Origin of the sequence: Nostoc sp. TCL240-02 (assembly GCF_013343235.1) — a bacterium.
GTDB lineage: Bacteria > Cyanobacteriota > Cyanobacteriia > Cyanobacteriales > Nostocaceae > Nostoc.
The window spans coordinates 4,995,806-5,013,863 of record NZ_CP040094.1 but is presented as its reverse complement, the minus strand read 5'-3'; the positions used below and the strand labels follow the sequence as shown (position 1 = coordinate 5,013,863).

Genomic DNA, 18,058 nt, shown 5'->3' with positions numbered 1-18,058 from the left:
CTATCTCGTATTGTCTAACATATCTATGTTCAAAAGGATAAAGTTATTTACATCTTTGCATCTCAAGATGTCATAAAACTCCATTTACCGCAGTGCGATCGCGCTAATTTTAGTTCACATTTTGATCAGCTTACGGTTCACTTAGAGCTACTTGACTTAGCAGGATGCATCATTACGATTGATAGAATGGGTACTCAAACAGCGATCGCTGCAACATATCATGCGAAGGCAGATTACGTCCTAGCACTTAAAGCCAACCATCCGACACTTTATGGGCAGGTGAAAACTTGGTTTGAGCAAGCTCAAGGATTTGAGGACATCATCGTCAGCTACGACGAACGGATGGAAACAGGACATCATCGCACGTTAAATTGAGAGCAATCTTTTCAACGTAGTAATCGCCAAAAATTTAATCGAGCCGCAATGGATAATGATTATATGCTTACTATTCTTGCTGCTTGTTTATCTCAACATGATGATGTGTTTAAATCCGCTCGTCAATAGCATTTGAGGTGCGCTTACCCTGTCGCTGTAAGTCCCTTATTCTGCCTCTGCCAGTATCCATCTGGAGTAAGCATCTTCGAGAAATCTACTTTGACGACGAGTTCCTTTATGCTTGCTCACTCTGACTTTGAGGGTGGTTATGTACACTCCATCCATTACCTGATGTCCATAACCGAAAACTTGACCAATTTGCCCTGTTCTTTGATGCAAAGCATAATCCCCGATATGCAACATAATTCTGACTTCCTAATTAACTAAGTTGAGTAGTTTGTCGTTGGCTATTTGTGCGCGGCAAAATCACTCTGATGATATTAGTTCCGCGCACAAAGCTGTAAAAATTAAGCTGCAATTCGGAGTTGGGTATTGGGTGCAGTTTGAGCCAACAAACGAGTGTAAAGCTGAGTCAGTCGGAATCCAACACTGTACCAACTAAAAGCAATTTCTGTCCGTTGCCTTGCCGCTTCACCTAACTCGTCTCGCCAAGCTGGGTTGGTAAGAATGCGGTCTATAGCAGCAGCAAAAGCTACTTCATCTTTAGGAGGTGCAAGTAATCCTGTGACTTTTGGTACAACAGTAAACTGCAACCCGCCAACATCACTAGCTACGACTGGAGTCTTACTAGCCATTGCCTCAATAGCAACTAAACCAAAAGGTTCATAGTGGCTGGGGACTACGCAGACATCGGCGGCGGCGTAGTAGAAAGGGAGGACAGTTTCATCTAGGCGATCGGTAAAGCTTGTACAATTTTCTAATCCGAGTTCAGTCACGATGCTAGCAATGCGATCGCGTTCTATGCCATCACTCTGACCAGGACGGCTACCACCACCAATTACTAGCTGGAGGTTAGCTTCACCTCTTAAACTAGACTTGCCAACGGCTCTGACTAAGGTTTCAATTCCTTTACGGCGGTCAAAGCGACCAACATAGAGAATCATTTTGGCATCTGGGGCAATTCCCAAGTTTTCCCGCGCTGCACTTCGCTCAATTCCCCCAAATTTGTCAGTATCAGTACCACAGGGAATCATTTCAATATTTCCCTTGCTGGAAACGAGTATCCGCATGTGTTGCTGTTCTTGCGGACTGGTTGCAACTACACAGTCTATAGTTTCCAAGCAGGCTTTTTCTACAGCTAATCGCTGGGCTGCAATTACCGGAACATCACCAATACTTCTGTATTTAACGGCTCCTAAAGAGTGGTAAGTATGTACCTGAATCAGGGGTTGCTGCTTTTTCAATTCCATACCCACCCAAGATGATAACCAGTAGTTGGTATGAATTAAGGAGTAATGAAACCCTTGGCGCTGCTGAAATTGCTGGAATTCTTCGATGAATTCAGGTAGATGCTGGAACAAGTTATCTCGCCCGATAAACTCAGCTGGGCCAGCTTTTAACCGAATAGTACGACAGTTTGGGCTATGTTGAGCGATCGCAGCTTGTTCGGGATTACTACGACGAGTGAACATATCCACTTGCCAACCTTGCTGCGCTAAGGCATAACCGACTTGACGCACATAAACATTTTGACCCCCAGCTTCTTCTTGACCAATTTCAACCGCCGGGTCGCCATCAACAGAAATTAGGGCAATGCGATGTTTCTTATTCTGGAACATAGCTGATTTTCACCTCAAGGTAAATAATCCTGCCTCAAACGCCAGAAATCAAGATATTATTATCCTCTCTCAAGGCCGAGGGCAGGCACAACGAACCGCAAAGTTACCAGCCAAAGGACACTGACGAGAACAAGGCATTACTTTTTAAGAATGCTGCTCGTTCAGTCTCTTCTCAATGCCGACGAAGTTAGCTGACGGGCTAGGACTGAGAGATGTCCTTCTTAAGAAAGTTATGAGTTATGAGTTTAGTAACTTTTAACTCCTCACTATTAACTTTTAACTTTCTTCAAAATACGCCCCAGGTTTGGTTCCTCCGCTCCGGTTTACCCTTTACAAATGTTTGTTGGGAATGTAGTGGATTAGGCAGACTGATTTATTTTCTTAAAGTTTTATAACCTTTGGTCATCAACTATGTCAAGAGTATGAACAAAAAAATGGTGATGCTAATCACTTCAAAGCGCGTTGTAACTAGCTTTGAAGAATCAAATGTAAGGGAAAGTTGGAGTTATTGAGATGCTCTCAAGAAGAAACTTACTGATATTTATTGCTACATTTTCTTTAGTTTATGGGAATGAAATAATCTTGAGAGTTTCAAAGATTTAAATATACCAATGGTATACTATTTTGCTAAACCGAGTGTCCGACCAGGAAAACCAGCAACATCAAAATATCGAGTTGAGGCAACAGTTTGATACTTCAGGATCGTTTTTAATCCACTAGTACTTGGTTGGGATGTCAAAGTATGAGATTTAAAAGAAACTTTTTTGACTCCTTTGACCAAAGATTCATGTAAAACACGACCTATAAGTTTTCCTTGATGGGGAATCTTCAAATTTAAAGTATTAGCTAAGGTAATAGCCACATCAGCATTACTCACTGGTACTCGGTCTACAAAAGCTTTCTTAAAGTCAGGGCCGATCGCAGCCATATAATTGTAAGTGTCAGCACGGCTAAAAGAGCCATGCATTCCCTGTCCTTGTTGTAAAGAAGAATCTGCAACTTCCACGCCGCAAGCAGTTGGATCGCCACAACCAGTATCAAATGTCCGAAAGTTTACTGCGATCGCAGGGCTAGGAAGATGAGATTTACCATTAAGCCCGATCGCACTCAAGGGTAAAGTCCCTGGAATGGAGCCTAATTTATCATTTACAAATAAACCACTAACATAATCTTCTTTTAAGAGGATATCTACAACTTGTTTAGCAAGTGCTTTGTTATTTGCACTATTAGGTAAATAAATCAAATCTGAACCACCATTAGAAGCCACTAACACATCAGGTTTACTCGGATCTTTACCAATCAAACCGTTTTTAGAAAACTGACCCTGAGTTGGAGCAACCGTAGCATTTTGCTTATCTGGATCAAACAAAGGTAATCCTAAACCATGAGCAATATCAATAGCTAGAAAACCAGGTGGCAAAAATCCTTTCATCACATCTGGATAATTAAGCGTTCTTGAATAGCTGGTTTTGCTCTCCTTGCTGATGGTAGAAAAACCGTGATCGGCCGTCACAAAAATATTTGTAGAAGCTTCTAAATTTAGCTGTTTGAGAACGGCACGGATTTGTCCGAGATTGTTATCGACATTTTGACGAGCTGCAAGTGAAGTGGGGCCATTAATCCCTGGAGTAAGAGTGTTTAGACTATCACCTTGGTTATGCTGAGTTCCATCTGGATCGCGTGACCAATAAATTAAAACAAAAGGTTTTTGCCGTTGTTTGAATAGAGGTAATAGCACTTTTGTCGTTATATCGGCAAAGTATTGTTGTTGAAATATATTAGCGACTTTTGTGCCTGGTACTGTGCTGTTACCAGATTTGCCATTATCTCCTCGCGTCGGAGATTTTAAGGCAATGCCATTTTTTGTTAACAGTTCAGCTATTTCAGAACTCAAAGGAATTCCCGTTTGGGAACCGGTGGCATCATCAATTATAATCGTGGATTTACCACTTCGTTGAGTAACATCTTGAATTAATACTGGCCCAACCTTGCCAACGGCGGCGGTACTAAATCCAGCTTCACGCGCGGCATCTAATAGGCTTTCTTCGTTTAAATAATTGCCATTAAAATGTTGGCTAATTTCCCCCAAAACAGCATTATTCTCTAAGAAAGGAACGGGGCTGTTACTGGCGCTGTTGACAGGAAAGCCAACATTAATTGTATTGCTGAAATCACCAGTATCACCGAGATAATGTCCAGTTGCGATCGCAGAAGCATTGGCGGTAGTAAAAGTAGGAAACAGCGAATGGCTATTGACAAAACTTACACCTTGTTGGCGAATTTGATGAAGATTAGGAGTTTCCTGAGCATTAACTTTACTAGGTCGCAATCCATCTGTAATGAAAATTATTACATTGTGTTGAGGTTTGGTCTTAGCAAATCCTGAAACTGCCAATACTGTAATGAGTGTAACGGTAGCTATGATCAGAAAACTCTTATATATCTTAGGTAAAAACATCGCCTACATCTCCAAATATAGGTATTTCCGGCGTTTTAGAACTTTAGTATTTAATTTAACCATGTATCAAACTTTATTGCGTGTTAACTGCAATACCAATTTTTTCATACTAGAAGAAATTTAGATGGCTGCTTGAACTTCAGTCAATTGAATTGGGTAATTTGAGTATTTATACTCAGAGTGAATATGTCAACTCTTTGAATTCATATAAGTAAAATTTATTAGTTGAGATGAGCATCCCGGTTTTGGAAAAATATCTTTTAAATAATCCGAAAAGCAGCAACTTCAGTTTGGAGATTAAGCATACAGTTACCAAAATCAGATAGATTCATTGCTAAATCATGGTCAATACAAATTTAAAACTGAGATTTAAACCTGTTTCTCACAGTTGGGTTGCTCTGCATCCACAGCCTAAAGGGGTAATTCAATTTGTTGCAGGAGCTTTCTTTGGTACATTTGCACCCATGCTTTTTTATCGCCATCTTCTTCAATCTCTATTTGAGCAGGGATATACCATTATTCTTCTACCGTTTAATTTTACGTTTGACCATTATGTAGAAGCGGGTTTTCTCATGAGAGAGCAGTATGAAATTCTGCCAGAGCTTGTGAGGATGGCAACTGTTGAAGGATATGATTATGAAGCCTATCTAGATGATAAAAACTTTTCTTGGATTGGACATAGCCTTGGCTGTAAATATATTTCCTTGTTAGAAGGCTTTACTGCTTTACCTCCAGAGCCTCAAGAAAGGGAAAAGTTTATTCGGAGTCTGCTAGCTTATACTTCAAATGAGTCACAGATAAAAACTGTCATTGCAGATATTAATATTCTCTTTGAGGAGCTTCAACGAAAAATTGCAGAAGATCAGAAACTAATTTGCACTTATGTAAATCGGAAAGTTAAAATTAATAGTGTCTTTATTAAAGGGCAGGTTTCTATCCTTTTAGCGCCTGATATTAGCGATACAGCGAGCGCAATTCGTCCTCAATTTTTAGCGAATATCATTGATAATCTTGGTTGGGGTGTGAAACCAACTCCTGAAGAAACCAAGAATTTAATCAAGGATAGTGGGCTATTTCATATTATGGGTTTAGTCTGTTTCCGGTCTGACAACATTGCCAAATTAACCTGTGAATGGTTTACTGATATTCTTAAAAAACCACCTCAAAAATTTCTGGAAACTCTTGAAGGTGGGCATTTAAAACCTTTAGGTATTCAATTAGGTAAATATGTTATTAATCTTTTTGATCAACCTTTGGTTGAATCAGTTCAAAACCGAAATAAAGGTTTTGAGAATCATGTAATCCAATTACTTAACGAACTGAAAAAAGAATCAAAATAATGGGAATGGGGAATTGGGCATTGGGCATGAAGAAGAGACAAGGTAGACAAGGTAGAGGGGGGAGATAAGGGAGAGACTTATTCAATAATTCCTCCTTGTCCCCCTGCCTCCCCTGCTCCCTGCTCCCTTGCTTCTTCCCAATTCCCAATTCCCAATTTTTTTATAACAATCCCAACTCTTCTGGAAAGCCCAACATAATATTTAGGTTTTGGATTGCGGCTCCTGATGCGCCTTTGCCTAAGTTGTCGAGACGAGCAACTAGCAATGCTTCTTTGGTGGTGTCATTGGCAAATACAAAAACCTGAACAATATTAGTGCCGTTCAGTGCAATCGCATCCAAAAATATTCCGTCTCGTAGCAGAGTAGAATCTTGGAATGGAGTAACCTGCACAAATTTTTCACCTTGGTAGTAATCAGCGATCGCTTCATAGATTACCTTACCTGATGGTGGATTATCCAAAGTTCCTAACGGCAAAGGCACTTGAACTAGCATCCCTTGCTCAAAATCCCCTACTGAAGGTACAAATAGTGGCGGCGATGCTAACCCTGAATAATAATGCATTTCCTTGACATGCTTATGTCCAAACTGCAAACCGTAGATTCCATAAGGATATAGTGACTCGCCCCCGGCTTGCTGTTCATGAAAGGTATGGTATTGTTTGATAAGATTCTTTCCACCACCAGAGTAACCTGATACTGCATTCACGGTGATGGGAAAATTATTTTTTAAAAGTCCCTTAGCAATCAACGGACGGATACAGGCTAAAAATCCTGTGGGATAACAGCCTGGATTGCTAACAAACTGGGCGCTAGCGATTTTCTTTCGCTGTCCTGGATTGAGTTCAGGGAACCCATATACCCAGCCATTAGCTGTGCGATGGGCACTACTAGCATCAAGGATTTTAACCGTAGTACTACTTACTAAGCTAACAGCTTCGCGGGCTGCATCATCAGGTAGGCAGAGAATAACAACATCGACGGCATTAATGAGTTTGGCTCGCTCACTTGCATTTTTACGTTTAGATGCCTCAATGCTGACTAGTTCCATATCATCCCGTTGATTGAGACGTGAATAAATTTGTAAGCCTGTGGTTCCTGATTCGCCATCAATGAAAATCTTAGGTTTAGTAATCATGCGGGGGGGGAGTATCCTTAGATGTCAGTAGTATTTTAAAACAGCTATCAGTTATCAAAGTTCAAGATGGGAATTTACACCCCAAATCAAACTTACCACGCAATAGTTCTGGGAAACTCTGACTCGCAACGGTTTACTCTGCACCTTCTGAAGGATCTTCAAAAAGGCTTTAAATGTCTCTTGTCCTATGCAGAAAACGGATGGTTTCAATTTTTTAATTTATAAGGTGGTAAAAAATTAGATAATTACCGACAGAAAAAATCCGCAGACTTGGCATTAAGAAGTCACGCTTTCTTCCCATACTTGGGCTTTACACCAGTAAGTAGGTTGGCGCAATTAAAGCTAACTGGCAAGGGCTATCATTTGTCCTTTGTCATTGTTTATTAGTAAAGACTTTAAGACTATTTATGTTTCTTAACATAGTTTGCTTTATTTATATCAACTTAACTTATTTTATTGCATTATATCTTTTGTGATCGCACGTATGAGTACCACGTCAACTTGGCGTATTCTTCATCTTCACCAGGAATAATTTCCCGAAAGCCTTGTTTATGCAAAGCTTTCAGCTTACCAAGCGTGCAATTCAACCCTTTGATGATCTGTTTCCAAGTTCTACTTTGCCCTCATCCTATTGCTAAATACACCTGGATAATACCTCAATACGGTTCGGTTAAAGGGTAAAGGGGAAAGGGAAAAGGTTTTGAATACATCCTTTCCCCTTTACCCCTTACCCTTTACCCAGACCACAAGGAAAGTGAAAAATACTTATCCGAACCGTATTGGACAATACCTGACTTATTTTGCCCATCTCTCAGTACAATCGCGGTTTACAGTATTTGTTCCAAATTGTTGGAGTGTAAATTGCTAAAAACCTTGCAGATTAATAACTTGAGATTTTTTACAAAAATATTTTCCAATTGATGATTTAAGTGCGGCATCTGGGAACAATCTATGGAACTCAGATTTTTGTTCGGTACTTAGCACTTACTAAACGCTTAAGAAAAGAACATAAACCTGTTTAAAATACTGTCCCAGTTTACCAAAATCACTCGTGAGTAAAAAACTAGAAAATTTAAAAGTATTTATCCTATTTTAGAGAAACAATATCCAAAAGAATCGAAAAAAAATAGTAATAAATAACACAGAAACCTATCACTCTTCTAACTGAGAGATAGATTTCTAATAGCTTTATTTTCCCCATTTTTAACACTCTAAATGCGGCTTTTTCAAGCCGGATTTTGGTATGGAAGAAAAAACTTACCTACACTTGCAATATCTATAAAAATGCCTAACTCTAAAATTCAAAAAGACCTTCGTCATAACTTGACCGTCAATGTTGTTGAAAGTGCATTTTTTGGTTTAGGAGCTGGTTTTGCCTCCTATATCACAATTATCCCTCTATTTGTTAGTGGTTTTACCAATTCTGCATTGCTCATCGGTCTGATCCCAGCTATTCCGCGTTTAGGTTGGCAACTACCTCAGCTATTAACAGCTGATAGAATAGCTCGATTACAGTATTACAAACCAACTGTAATGTGGTTGACAATTCACCAAAAACTTCCTTTTTTAGGATTAGCACTGGTTGCTTTGTTAGAGCTACAACTCAATCACCAAACTATCTTATCTTTGACATTCGCCATCCTCATTTGGCAGGGACTAGGTAGCGGATTTAGCGCTCCTGCTTGGCAAAGTATGGTTACTAAAATTGTTCCATCGGGAAAGCTTGGCATTTTTTACGGTGCTTTAGCTGCGGCTGCTAATCTGATGAGTATCATTGGTGCTTTGAGTGCTGGTTTACTACTCAAGCAAATTGCCCAGCCATTTAACTTTGTTCTCTGTTTTGTGTGTGCCAGTGTTGCGATGGCTCTATCTTGGTTTTTTATGTCTAGGACGCGAGAGCCAGTAAACAACTCATTATCGACCATTGAAACTAGACGTGAATTTTGGGACAGTCTTAATATGATTCTCCGGTGCGATAAGAATTTCCGTTACTTTGTGATCGCACGTATGCTTTCACAAATAGCATTAATGCCACTTCCTTTCTATACACTCTATGCTGTACATCATCAAGGTATGGGAGAAGCATCTATTGGGTTAATTACTGGCGTGCTGATGGGAACGCAAACTATTGCTGGATTGGTTTTGGGTTGGGTAGGCGATCGCTGGGGTAACAAGTTGGTCTTGGAAGTCGGTTCTGTTGTTTGTGCTTTCAGTGCGTTTCTAGCTGGGTTAGCAACAAATGTAAACTGTTTTTACTTGGTATTTTTAGGAGCAGGAATAGGTATGAGCGCTCTACAAAATATTGCTGCGGTAATGACCTTAGAGTTTGGTAATCAGCGTCAACGACCAGCCTATATTGGTCTTGGTAATACCCTTGTTGCCCCTGCCACAATGCTTGCTCCCCTTTTAGGTGGATGGATAGTAGATAACATTGACTATAGAACTGCCTTCTTGGTAGCAGCTATAGGTGGATTAGTTACAGCACTAGTTTTGCACGTAGGAGTGCGCGATCCACGTTATCTGGAACAAAATTTTAGTAACCATTCAGTTGAAGTTTTGCCTGAACAGTAAGCATTTACTCCTCCCAAGCCAGAGTGCGTTTCACTGCTTTTTGCCAAGTATCAAAGTTAGATAATGGCCTATCGCTCCTCGGTTCAAACACACGCTCAATTTTCCGTTGCTGCACCAGCGCTTCATAGCTCTCCCAAAATCCTATAGCTAAACCTGCTGCAAATGCTGCACCTTGAACGGTCGTATCGCGCATTATCGGCCGTTCAACTGGAATACCTAATACATCAGCCTGGAACTGCATCAAAAAATTATTTTCGCAAGCACCACCATCTACGATTAATCGACCAACGGGAGTACTGCTAGATGAATTAATCGCCTGTACTACTTCCAAAACTTGATATGCGATCGCTTCCAACACGGCGCGTACTAGATGCTCTGGCTGGACGCTGGCGGTAATGCCAAAAAAGGCTCCCCTGGCGCTCATATCCCAATAGGGTGCGCCCAGCCCACTAAATGCAGGCACAAAGTAGACTCCGCCATTATCTGTTACTTGATTTGCCATCGTTTCACTTTCAGCAGCAGTTTTAATCAGCTTTAGGCGATCGCGCAACCATTGAATACAAGCTCCACTAGTAAACATACTACCTTCTAAGGCATAACCTACATCCAATGCTCCGCTTGGATTTGCTTGTGTCCATGCCACCGTAGAAATAAGTTGATGGTGCGAGCGCACAATTTGATTGCCTGTGTGAGCAACCAAAAAGCTACCAGTTCCGTAAGTACATTTCATCAAACCGGGGCGATCGCAGCCATGACCAAATAAAGCCGCTTGCTGATCCCCCAATATCGCAGTAATAGGAATTTCAGTGCCCAACAAAGTCGCATCAGTAACTCCAAATACTCCTAAACTAGGCTGAATCTGGGGCAAAATATGAGCCGGAATTTGAAATAGATTTAGTAGATTATCATCCCACTCACAGGTTTTGAGATTCATTAACATTGTTCGACTGGCGTTGCTGTGATCGGTGGCATGGACTTTCCCACCTGTGAGGTTCCACAGCACCCAGGTATCAATAGTGCCTACTAAGACATTGTTTAGGTCAACGTCTGTAAACTTATCTAATAGCCACCTGAGCTTAGTAGCAGAAAAATAGGCATCAATGATTAATCCCGTGCGATCATAAATTTCATCAGCATAGCCTTGCTCTTTTAACTCGTGACAAAGGGGAGCAGTGCGACGATCTTGCCAAACGATCGCTCTATGGAGTGGTTTACCAGTAGTTTTGTCCCAAATCAAGCAGGTTTCACGCTGGACAGTTAGTCCCAATGCTGCGATCGCTGATGGAACAATCTGGGCATTCTCAATTGCGGTTTGCATTACCCAACACGTATCTTTCCAGATTTGTTGAGCATCGTGTTCTAACCATCCGGGCTGAGGATAATACTGAGTTAGTTCTTTGTATGCCTGCCCAACAATCTTGCCGTCTGCGTTAAACACAAAGGCGCGGTTGCCTGTCGTACCTAAGTCCAGTGCTAAGATGTAGCCCGATGATAGAGTTGTGTCGCCAAGTGTGTGCATAGCTGCTTTGACATACTGCGTAGCCCAATCTATGCATCCCGATTTTAGAAAGAAATGCGTATAAATCACATATACATTATTTTGTGTACATTTAGGTCATCTTTTCTCACCAGATACCCATCTGTAATTAATGGAAATCTTTCAAGATAATGTGTTTTTTGGAGTCAAAACTGATAATACCTTCTTCTTGTAATTTGCCCATCAATCGTGTAACTGTTACCCTGGTAGTACAACAGGCGCTAGCAATATCTTCGTGAGTAAAGCGAACACTTAGGCGAGTTCCCTCCAGCACAGTTTCACCCACTTCTCGTTTCAAAAGTTCTAATAGATAGTGCAAGCGCTCTTGTACTCGTCGCCTTCCAGAAATAACTAAAAAAGATTCTGTTTGCCGTAACCTCTGATTGATTTTTGGTAAAAGCGTATGGCTCAAATTTGGAGAAGCCTCTATCTCTGCCGCGTAAATTGATACCAACTTAACATCAGATAATGCTGTTGCTTGGTAGATATTTAAAGAAGTCAAACTAGAGCCAAAAACCATTCCTGCTGTTGCCAATCCTATCAACACTTCTTCACCAGTTTCACAGTAAGTACTGAGTTTGACCAAACCCTGAGAAACATACCAAATTACTAGTGGATTGAGGGGAATAGTTTCTCCTTTAGAGTGTTTATGCACTTGACGATCGTTGAACAAGTCGCCGTCATTCTTGACTATTCCTGATTCTAAATACTGACGGTCAATAATATTACGTACCATCCAGCGCAGAGAGATTGCCTTACCTTGCTGATTGCGGACAACTGTCACTGTCAAAGCTGCATCAAAGGACTCACCATGACGTTTTTGCAAGCGTACCAATAACTCTTTAACTCTGTCTGATTCAGATAACTGCATGAGTTCGCAGCGAACCTGTTGACGTTCTTCTAGAAGAAGAAAGTTCATCATTGGTTTACCCACCAAAAAATGCTTTGAAACATTGAGCAACCTCGCTGCAGTATTATTAGCTTCTTGAATGATTCCTTCTGTATTAGTCACTAAATAGCCGTCCGGCGCAAACTCGAATAAATCTTGGTAGTGTCGGCGTTCTGCTTCTAGCCAATTTCGTGTTTCTAATAGTTCCTCATTTTGCTGATGCAGTTCTTGTGCCGCTAACTGTACTATCTTTAAGGTGTTATAGAGTTCTTTTAAAGCTTGCGGCAGTAGCTCCGGTGGAATCCAAGGTAATACATTAGCAGTTTGGTATAAATCTGCTAAACGCTTGTGCAATATTTCTGTACGTTGGATAAATTTTTCTATGTTCACCTTAAATTTCCGCTACTTGTTTGCAGAGGTTGAGCAAAAAAAATCAAATCTACTAGTAAGAAATTATGGAGTGTCTATTAATATTTATATATATTTGAATACTTTGTTACAATTAACCCTACGGTATTTTGATAGTTATTACGTCTACCTTTGGTGGGACAATTCGGTAAAATCAGCCAATACGAGCGTCCAACTTGCTGATCTAAGGTTAGGCTCATTTATAACCAAACTAATAAGCCAATAAAAATTATGGCTAGCAGACAAAATTAGATAAGACAGCATAACCAGAAAAACCCCGTTCTCAAACTGAATTTCTCACTATTGTTTAAGCCACTTTGTCATTGCCCCAATGAATGAATTAGTATTAACGATAATTATTTTCAATATTACCTAGCATAACTGATAATATTTTTCCCAACTTCCATCATAAGAATCAAGCCACTACTACCAAAGACATATAATCTAAGTTAAGTATATTTGTGCTTATGAATACATTCATTGGTAAGAAATTTCACAACAAGATTTCCAACTTCTATAAAAAGTAGGGAATCAAAGTCTTTCGCTCTTAAAATCAATTATGGAATTTTCTAGCACAGGCAAAGGAAAACTGAAGTTTGCCAGTCATATAAAATACCAAACGGAATTCTAATTACTGAATTCTGTTTGGTAAATTAAAAATAGGCGTATAGGAAATCACATAGCAACTTAACAAGTATCCGCCTCTTTAGTTAGAGGATAAATGAAGCAGTCAGCTGATGTAATTTAACAATGCGTAACAGCTAATCAACGCGCAAGTTATGAGGAGTGATGGGTGAGGTGTCAATACTATAAAATCTCGTCACTCCCTTTTATTTGCTTCAATTTACAGCGCTTTTAAAGCAATTGAACTGTACTGTCCTATTCTCAAGTCCTCGTCTCCGTTGTGGTGTAAATACCTAAAATCTGCTGTATTAACTTAACGGATGCCATCATTATCAATGGCGCTGTAGCTATCGCTGGGGAAAAGCCCTAACCAGGGGTCAGAACTAGGAGTTAAAAAGAGTTGGGCGTATACTTGCTCATTTAGGGCTTCCACACTGCTTGTTTGCTTTCCTTGCATAAACCATTGATGAATTTGGCTGTGTAGCATATATTCATTTCTAACTGTATCTAAAGCCATTGTGGTTTCAAATTTTTTCACTATTATCGGCAAATTATCTTCTTTCGTGTTGACAGGCTGAGACTTTTTAGCTCTGATCAAAGAGATGCTATTTTGATCTAGCTTGACATCGGCGGCATAGAGTTGAGCGATTTTGTTCCAAACTTCCTGGTCGGTAATTTCAGCTAAAGCATTTTGATTCCGTTCAACATCAGACTGGAAAGCACTCAGCATTGGCGTTTCAACTCTCATCTTAGAAACTGCTAGAGAACTTGCTCTTTCTGCTGTCGGTGGCTGACTGGGATTGCTGGGAATTTTCACCAACTTAGGAGGAGACTGGATACCCAGGCGGGATAAATCTGCAACCCATTGGGCTTGGATAGAATTTAAGCGATCGCTGTGGTATTTTTTTAAAAAAGCCTCGCGATCGCTTTTTGCAAGTTTACTATAATCTTTTACCGCTACTTCAGCCTGCTGTAACTGACGCAAAAATGCTTTGGGACTATATAATCCTGGAATTGCGTCGATTGGACGACCCGATGCATCTAATATATAGTGAATGCTATTGCCTGTAATTGTCCGCTCCAACTTGCGTCCATCGCCAAAATCAATAGTTACTTTAGGTACAGGGCGCACCGATTGCCAGTGCAAGATAAAGTGATCTTGAAGGAGCTTAGAAATTTCACCATTCGGATACAGTGCTACCCTGAAAAACCTACTATTAGCACAACTCAAATCTTGATCTAATCTGCCCAGCAACCGCAGAGATAAAATAGGTTTACCACTAGTTCTAGCAGCAGCTTTGGCTTGCTCTATATCAGTGTACCAGTAGAGACGAGAGGCATAACAATCTCGTTGTTGACAGAGTTCGTCTAAAGCTACCCGGAGTGCAGATGAAGGTAGAACTGCATCTGAAGAATTACTATTTAGCCTATTCGCATGAGATTTGAGAAATAGTTGTAACCCGCTTGGTCCTTGTTTCCGAAGTACAGAAACTTCTTGAGATAGCTTGGAGATTTCAGCTACAGGAGTTTGAGCATCAGCTGTCTGCAAAAAACTGAAGCTGACTAGCATGAGTGCGAAAGGATATTTGAAGGTTCTAAATTTCATATATTTTCAGAAAAATAGGGGCGTGGGTATTGCTATTCCTAACTAGAGAAGTCTAGTCTAACTTGTAAGAATCCCCAGATGCTCTGAAAGTTTCAGATGGAATCGTAAAGCTTAAAATATCGACATAAGCTCAAAAAATTATCACTTGATTGCTGGCTGGTTCCTCTGATACGAAGGGGATGCGGCTTTAGGATGTATGGAGATAAACAAATAGTATCTATTACTGAACGTATACACGTATTTATTTACAGAATTTACTTCATAAAGCTCAGGTTTTATTAAAAGTTCATATACTTTCTACTTTCGTTACTTAAATATGCCACTTAAGAGTTGATCTCCTATAAACTAGCTTTATTAAAAAATCAGTAGTATTCCTCTTTTAGTAATAGGTGAAATACAACTAAAGTATAAATGGTTGTGCTGGCTATAGTTGATGAAAAAAACGTCAGCTATTTCAGGTGTATCTATTTGCTATCTCTCTAACAGACTGATTCAGCAGTCTTGAAATAGCTATCCTCTTTTTATTAAAGAGAAATTTGCATAACCCTTAATCTATAGGGTATTTGACTCGGTACGCTTAAGCTTTTTCAGATAATTAATTTACTAGTAAGTGCTAGTATTCATTCACTTATGCAACCCAAAAATCAGGTTACATAGGACAACGTTGTCATGATTTACATCCTATAGCTACGGTTTATTTGTAACTAGGAGCAAGCACAACTCCTTGAAAATTTGAATATTTACCAACCCATTTTGCAAATATCCATGCAACAATATTTTTCTCATTTACTCATACTAGCATTAGGAACAACTTCGACTTTGATGATTACTCCATGTCAAGGTCAAACTCCGGTAAAGCCCAACAATCAAAATACTGAAAATATTAGTTCCGTATCTTCAAATTCACCTTTGGCTATTCCATTGAGTGATTCTCCCAATTCTACTAATAACAAACCAAATATCCTCTCTGAGGTAAGCAATAACTCTTCTGCTGTTAATGCAAATATAGCTGCAACGAAACCAAAGCCACGGCTTCCTATATTCAGCAGAATTTTTCCCACACCTTCGATGCAGCAATAATCAATGGCTAATATTTACAGGACGTTCAAATTTATTGAGTGAAAAGATGACTCCAGCAACAGAGATTCTAATTGTTCTCTTTTGCTGGGGTCAGAAGCATCTCATCCATAGCTTTGAAAAATAGCTTCTTTTATGCTAAAGTTGCTCGATTTGGATCTCACAGTCTGCTCCCGCAGTAATTATGCTATTTTCTGGAAAAGCATTCCAGTTACCTATAAATAGAGGTTCAGACGCAATAATTATAGAATTTGAAAAAGTTGGATCGTCTCTAATCCAATAAAGAGATGGAGCCGGAGAAGTTGTAGCAAATCGAGAGGCTATCAGGCGATGCCCGTCACTGAAGATTATATTGATTGAGGCTTCTACTTGATAGCGCTTTGCCATCTCTAATAGTGTTAATAGTGTAGTACGTAAAGCATACTCTGGAGGCCGATGTTTGTTAATTTGACTTTGTGAAAGTAACAATGCAAAAATGTGTTCAGAGTCAGTATTACCATTAATTTTTTCGTAAAAATCTTGAGTTAAAGTGCTGCGGATTTTTCTGTGTAATGTTTTGTGGAAATTTTCAATCTTTCCATTGTGAATAAATAGCTGTTGTTGATGTTTAAAGGGCTGACAATTAGCAAAATCTACGGCTTGTTCGGATGTAGCACTGCGGACATAAGCAAGCACACACTTGGATTCAACGTAACCGCTGAGACTGGGTAAGTTTATATCATTCCAAATAGGTAGGGTATTTTTGTAGGTAAATGGTTCAATATCTTTTTGGCTATGATACCAACCCACACCAAAACCATCTGCATTTACTACCCCAGAAGTCATTTCGCGGGGTCTGTAACCTTGAACTACGAGTGAGTGTTCTGGTTTGTACAAAAGATGCTCTAAAGAAACAGGCGAACCAAGGTAAGCAAGTAAACGGCACATGATGAATATTCCACCTTCTATTAACACAATTATTGGGCAACAGCCTTACCCGCTTTTATTCGCCATCATTAGTGGTTCCCACTTATATGGTTTTCCCTCACCTGATTCTGATTATGACTTGCGTGGGGTGCATATTTTACCAGTTGAAGAAGTTGTAGGATTAGAAACTGGGAATGAAACTATTGAAGTTTCAGAAATTCGCGAAGCTTTAGAAATTGATTTAGTAACTCATGATGTCAAAAAATTCTTTTTAATGCTGCTTAAAAAAAATGGCTACGTATTAGAACAACTATACTCACCTTTGGTATTGAAAACTTCACCCGAATATGAGGAATTAAAATTTATTGCTAAAGATTGTATTACCCGTCACCATTATTACCATTATATTGGTTTTGCAGCAACACAATGGAAACTTTTTGAAAATGAACACACGTATCGGTTAAAACCTTTACTTTATGTTTATCGAGTTTTATTGACAGGGATTTATTTGATGCAAACAGGTATAGTTGAAGCTAATCTAATTAAATTAAATGAGGTTTTCAATTTACCATATATTCATGATTTAATTACCCAAAAGCTAGCAGGGAAAGAAAAGTCTGTTGTGTCAAATTTTAATGTAGATTTTCATCAAATAGAATATGAACGTCTGCGTAATAAGTTACAGGAAGCATACGAATCTAGCCTATTACCTGAAGTACCTTCAGCGAATGCGGCTTTACATAATTTGCTAGTACGCCTGAGAACTAATGTAAAATTACGGAAATAAGTTTTATTTGTAAATTCTGTTTGAAAATATTCTTCTTACTTTGAAGACTTCCAACTAAAAAAATATCCAATTTGTAGGATGCGTTAGATAGAACGAGGTAATACACCGTGATATGTGAACTAAAAGCACCCTACAAATATCGGATAATTTATTTTTTGGTATTCCCTTAACTATTAATTTCTAACTTTTTTACAACTTTAAATTCCAAGCAGCAAAAGCTAAGGTACCCCAACCAGCGAGAAAGGCTGCCCCGCCTAGTGGTGCGATCGCTCCCAAGGACTTAATACCAGTTAAGCTAATGGCATACAAGCTACCTGAAAAAATAGCAATGCCAGCGATAAACAGCCATCCACTCGCGATGAGAGTGGGTTGAGGGGACTCAGTGCGACTAATTAGGATTGCTACGAGAAAAAGTGCCAGAGCATGATACATTTGGTAACGAGCGCCAGTTTCAAAAATTTCTAGCGATCGCTCACTAATTTTTTCCCGCAATGCATGGGAAGCAAAAGCACCAGCAGCAACTGACAAACCGCCTAAAATGGCAGCTATGCTCAAAAAAATCTGCGTCATTAGACCTAGCCGTAAGTTGGTAAAATAGTCATTGGT

Annotated in this window: 13 protein-coding genes, 1 pseudogene and 1 riboswitch; of the genes and pseudogenes, 4 read left to right on the top strand and 10 right to left on the bottom strand. The window is 39.6% G+C overall.

Annotation, left to right across the window (positions count from 1 at the left end):
* Positions 1-21: 21 nt before the first annotated feature.
* Positions 22-363: pseudogene (locus FBB35_RS34930) on the top strand (ISAs1 family transposase); the annotation flags it as partial.
* Between the two features lie 177 nt (positions 364-540).
* On the opposite strand, the gene FBB35_RS21245 reads toward FBB35_RS34930, so the two are convergent.
* The 3 genes from FBB35_RS21245 to FBB35_RS21235 all read right to left on the bottom strand — a co-directional run bounded on the left by FBB35_RS21245 (position 541) and on the right by FBB35_RS21235 (position 4,572).
* Complete coding sequence (locus tag FBB35_RS21245) at positions 541-738, bottom strand: hypothetical protein (RefSeq protein ID WP_174711280.1); 198 nt, start codon at positions 736-738, stop codon at positions 541-543.
* Positions 739-842: 104 nt separating this feature from the next.
* A complete protein-coding gene (locus tag FBB35_RS21240; protein WP_174711279.1) occupies positions 843-2,114 on the bottom strand; it encodes a glycosyltransferase in 1,272 nt (423 codons plus the stop codon).
* Between the two features lie 161 nt (positions 2,115-2,275).
* Positions 2,276-2,490, bottom strand: a riboswitch (cyclic di-AMP (ydaO/yuaA leader).
* Positions 2,491-2,733: 243 nt separating this feature from the next.
* A complete protein-coding gene (locus FBB35_RS21235) occupies positions 2,734-4,572 on the bottom strand; it encodes an alkaline phosphatase family protein (RefSeq protein ID WP_174711278.1) in 1,839 nt (612 codons plus the stop codon).
* Between the two features lie 341 nt (positions 4,573-4,913).
* Here FBB35_RS21235 and FBB35_RS21230 point away from each other — a divergent pair, with 341 nt between their 5' ends.
* Positions 4,914-5,912 (top strand): DUF1350 family protein, encoded by a 999-nt coding sequence (locus tag FBB35_RS21230; protein WP_174711277.1) that lies wholly within the window; start codon positions 4,914-4,916, stop codon positions 5,910-5,912.
* Between the two features lie 160 nt (positions 5,913-6,072).
* Here FBB35_RS21230 and argC read toward each other — a convergent pair whose 3' ends face one another.
* A complete protein-coding gene (gene argC, locus FBB35_RS21225; RefSeq protein ID WP_174713730.1) occupies positions 6,073-7,044 on the bottom strand; it encodes an N-acetyl-gamma-glutamyl-phosphate reductase in 972 nt (323 codons plus the stop codon).
* Between the two features lie 1,287 nt (positions 7,045-8,331).
* Between argC and FBB35_RS21220 the strand changes: the two genes are divergently transcribed.
* On the top strand, positions 8,332-9,618 hold the full coding sequence (locus FBB35_RS21220; RefSeq protein ID WP_174711276.1) for an MFS transporter: 1,287 nt from the start codon (positions 8,332-8,334) through the stop codon (positions 9,616-9,618).
* A gap of 4 nt (positions 9,619-9,622) precedes the next feature.
* On the opposite strand, the gene glpK is transcribed toward FBB35_RS21220, so the two are convergent.
* The 5 genes from glpK to egtC all read right to left on the bottom strand — a co-directional run bounded on the left by glpK (position 9,623) and on the right by egtC (position 16,686).
* Complete coding sequence (glpK, locus tag FBB35_RS21215; protein WP_174711275.1) at positions 9,623-11,137, bottom strand: glycerol kinase GlpK; 1,515 nt, start codon at positions 11,135-11,137, stop codon at positions 9,623-9,625.
* Between the two features lie 127 nt (positions 11,138-11,264).
* Positions 11,265-12,434, bottom strand: coding sequence for a helix-turn-helix domain-containing protein (locus FBB35_RS21210; RefSeq protein ID WP_174711274.1), 1,170 nt, complete (start codon positions 12,432-12,434; stop codon positions 11,265-11,267).
* A gap of 955 nt (positions 12,435-13,389) precedes the next feature.
* A complete protein-coding gene (locus FBB35_RS21205; RefSeq protein WP_174711273.1) occupies positions 13,390-14,682 on the bottom strand; it encodes a hypothetical protein in 1,293 nt (430 codons plus the stop codon).
* Between the two features lie 866 nt (positions 14,683-15,548).
* Positions 15,549-15,743 carry a hypothetical protein gene (locus FBB35_RS21200; protein WP_174711272.1) on the bottom strand — a complete coding sequence of 65 codons (195 nt, stop codon included), beginning with the start codon at positions 15,741-15,743 and terminating at the stop codon, positions 15,549-15,551.
* Between the two features lie 154 nt (positions 15,744-15,897).
* Positions 15,898-16,686: an ergothioneine biosynthesis protein EgtC gene (gene egtC, locus FBB35_RS21195; protein WP_174711271.1), complete on the bottom strand. Its 789-nt coding sequence runs from the start codon at positions 16,684-16,686 to the stop codon at positions 15,898-15,900.
* Here egtC and FBB35_RS21190 point away from each other — a divergent pair.
* The gene (locus FBB35_RS21190) at positions 16,685-17,452 is read left to right on the top strand and encodes a nucleotidyltransferase domain-containing protein (RefSeq protein WP_217481666.1); all 768 of its coding nucleotides are present in this window, start codon (positions 16,685-16,687) and stop codon (positions 17,450-17,452) included. The two genes, egtC and FBB35_RS21190, sit on opposite strands and share 2 nt — an antisense overlap.
* Positions 17,453-17,641: 189 nt before the next feature.
* On the opposite strand, the gene FBB35_RS21185 is transcribed toward FBB35_RS21190, so the two are convergent.
* The gene (locus FBB35_RS21185; protein WP_174713728.1) at positions 17,642-18,022 is read right to left on the bottom strand and encodes a DUF423 domain-containing protein; all 381 of its coding nucleotides are present in this window, start codon (positions 18,020-18,022) and stop codon (positions 17,642-17,644) included.
* Between the last annotated feature and the right edge of the window lie 36 nt (positions 18,023-18,058).

Excerpts from the sequence above, each read along its gene's own strand:
- FBB35_RS21245 (WP_174711280.1), bottom strand. The coding sequence starts at position 738 with ATGTTGCATATCGGGGATTATGCTTTGCATCAAAGAACAGGGCAAATT.
- FBB35_RS21240 (WP_174711279.1), bottom strand. The coding sequence starts at position 2,114 with ATGTTCCAGAATAAGAAACATCGCATTGCCCTAATTTCTGTTGATGGC.
- FBB35_RS21235 (WP_174711278.1), bottom strand. The coding sequence starts at position 4,572 with ATGTTTTTACCTAAGATATATAAGAGTTTTCTGATCATAGCTACCGTT.
- FBB35_RS21230 (WP_174711277.1), top strand. The coding sequence starts at position 4,914 with ATGGTCAATACAAATTTAAAACTGAGATTTAAACCTGTTTCTCACAGT.
- FBB35_RS21220 (WP_174711276.1), top strand. The coding sequence starts at position 8,332 with ATGCCTAACTCTAAAATTCAAAAAGACCTTCGTCATAACTTGACCGTC.
- glpK (WP_174711275.1), bottom strand. The coding sequence starts at position 11,137 with ATGCACACACTTGGCGACACAACTCTATCATCGGGCTACATCTTAGCA.
- FBB35_RS21205 (WP_174711273.1), bottom strand. The coding sequence starts at position 14,682 with ATGAAATTTAGAACCTTCAAATATCCTTTCGCACTCATGCTAGTCAGC.
- FBB35_RS21190 (WP_217481666.1), top strand. The coding sequence starts at position 16,685 with ATGATGAATATTCCACCTTCTATTAACACAATTATTGGGCAACAGCCT.
- egtC (WP_174711271.1), bottom strand. The coding sequence starts at position 16,686 with ATGTGCCGTTTACTTGCTTACCTTGGTTCGCCTGTTTCTTTAGAGCAT.
- FBB35_RS21185 (WP_174713728.1), bottom strand. The coding sequence starts at position 18,022 with ATGACGCAGATTTTTTTGAGCATAGCTGCCATTTTAGGCGGTTTGTCA.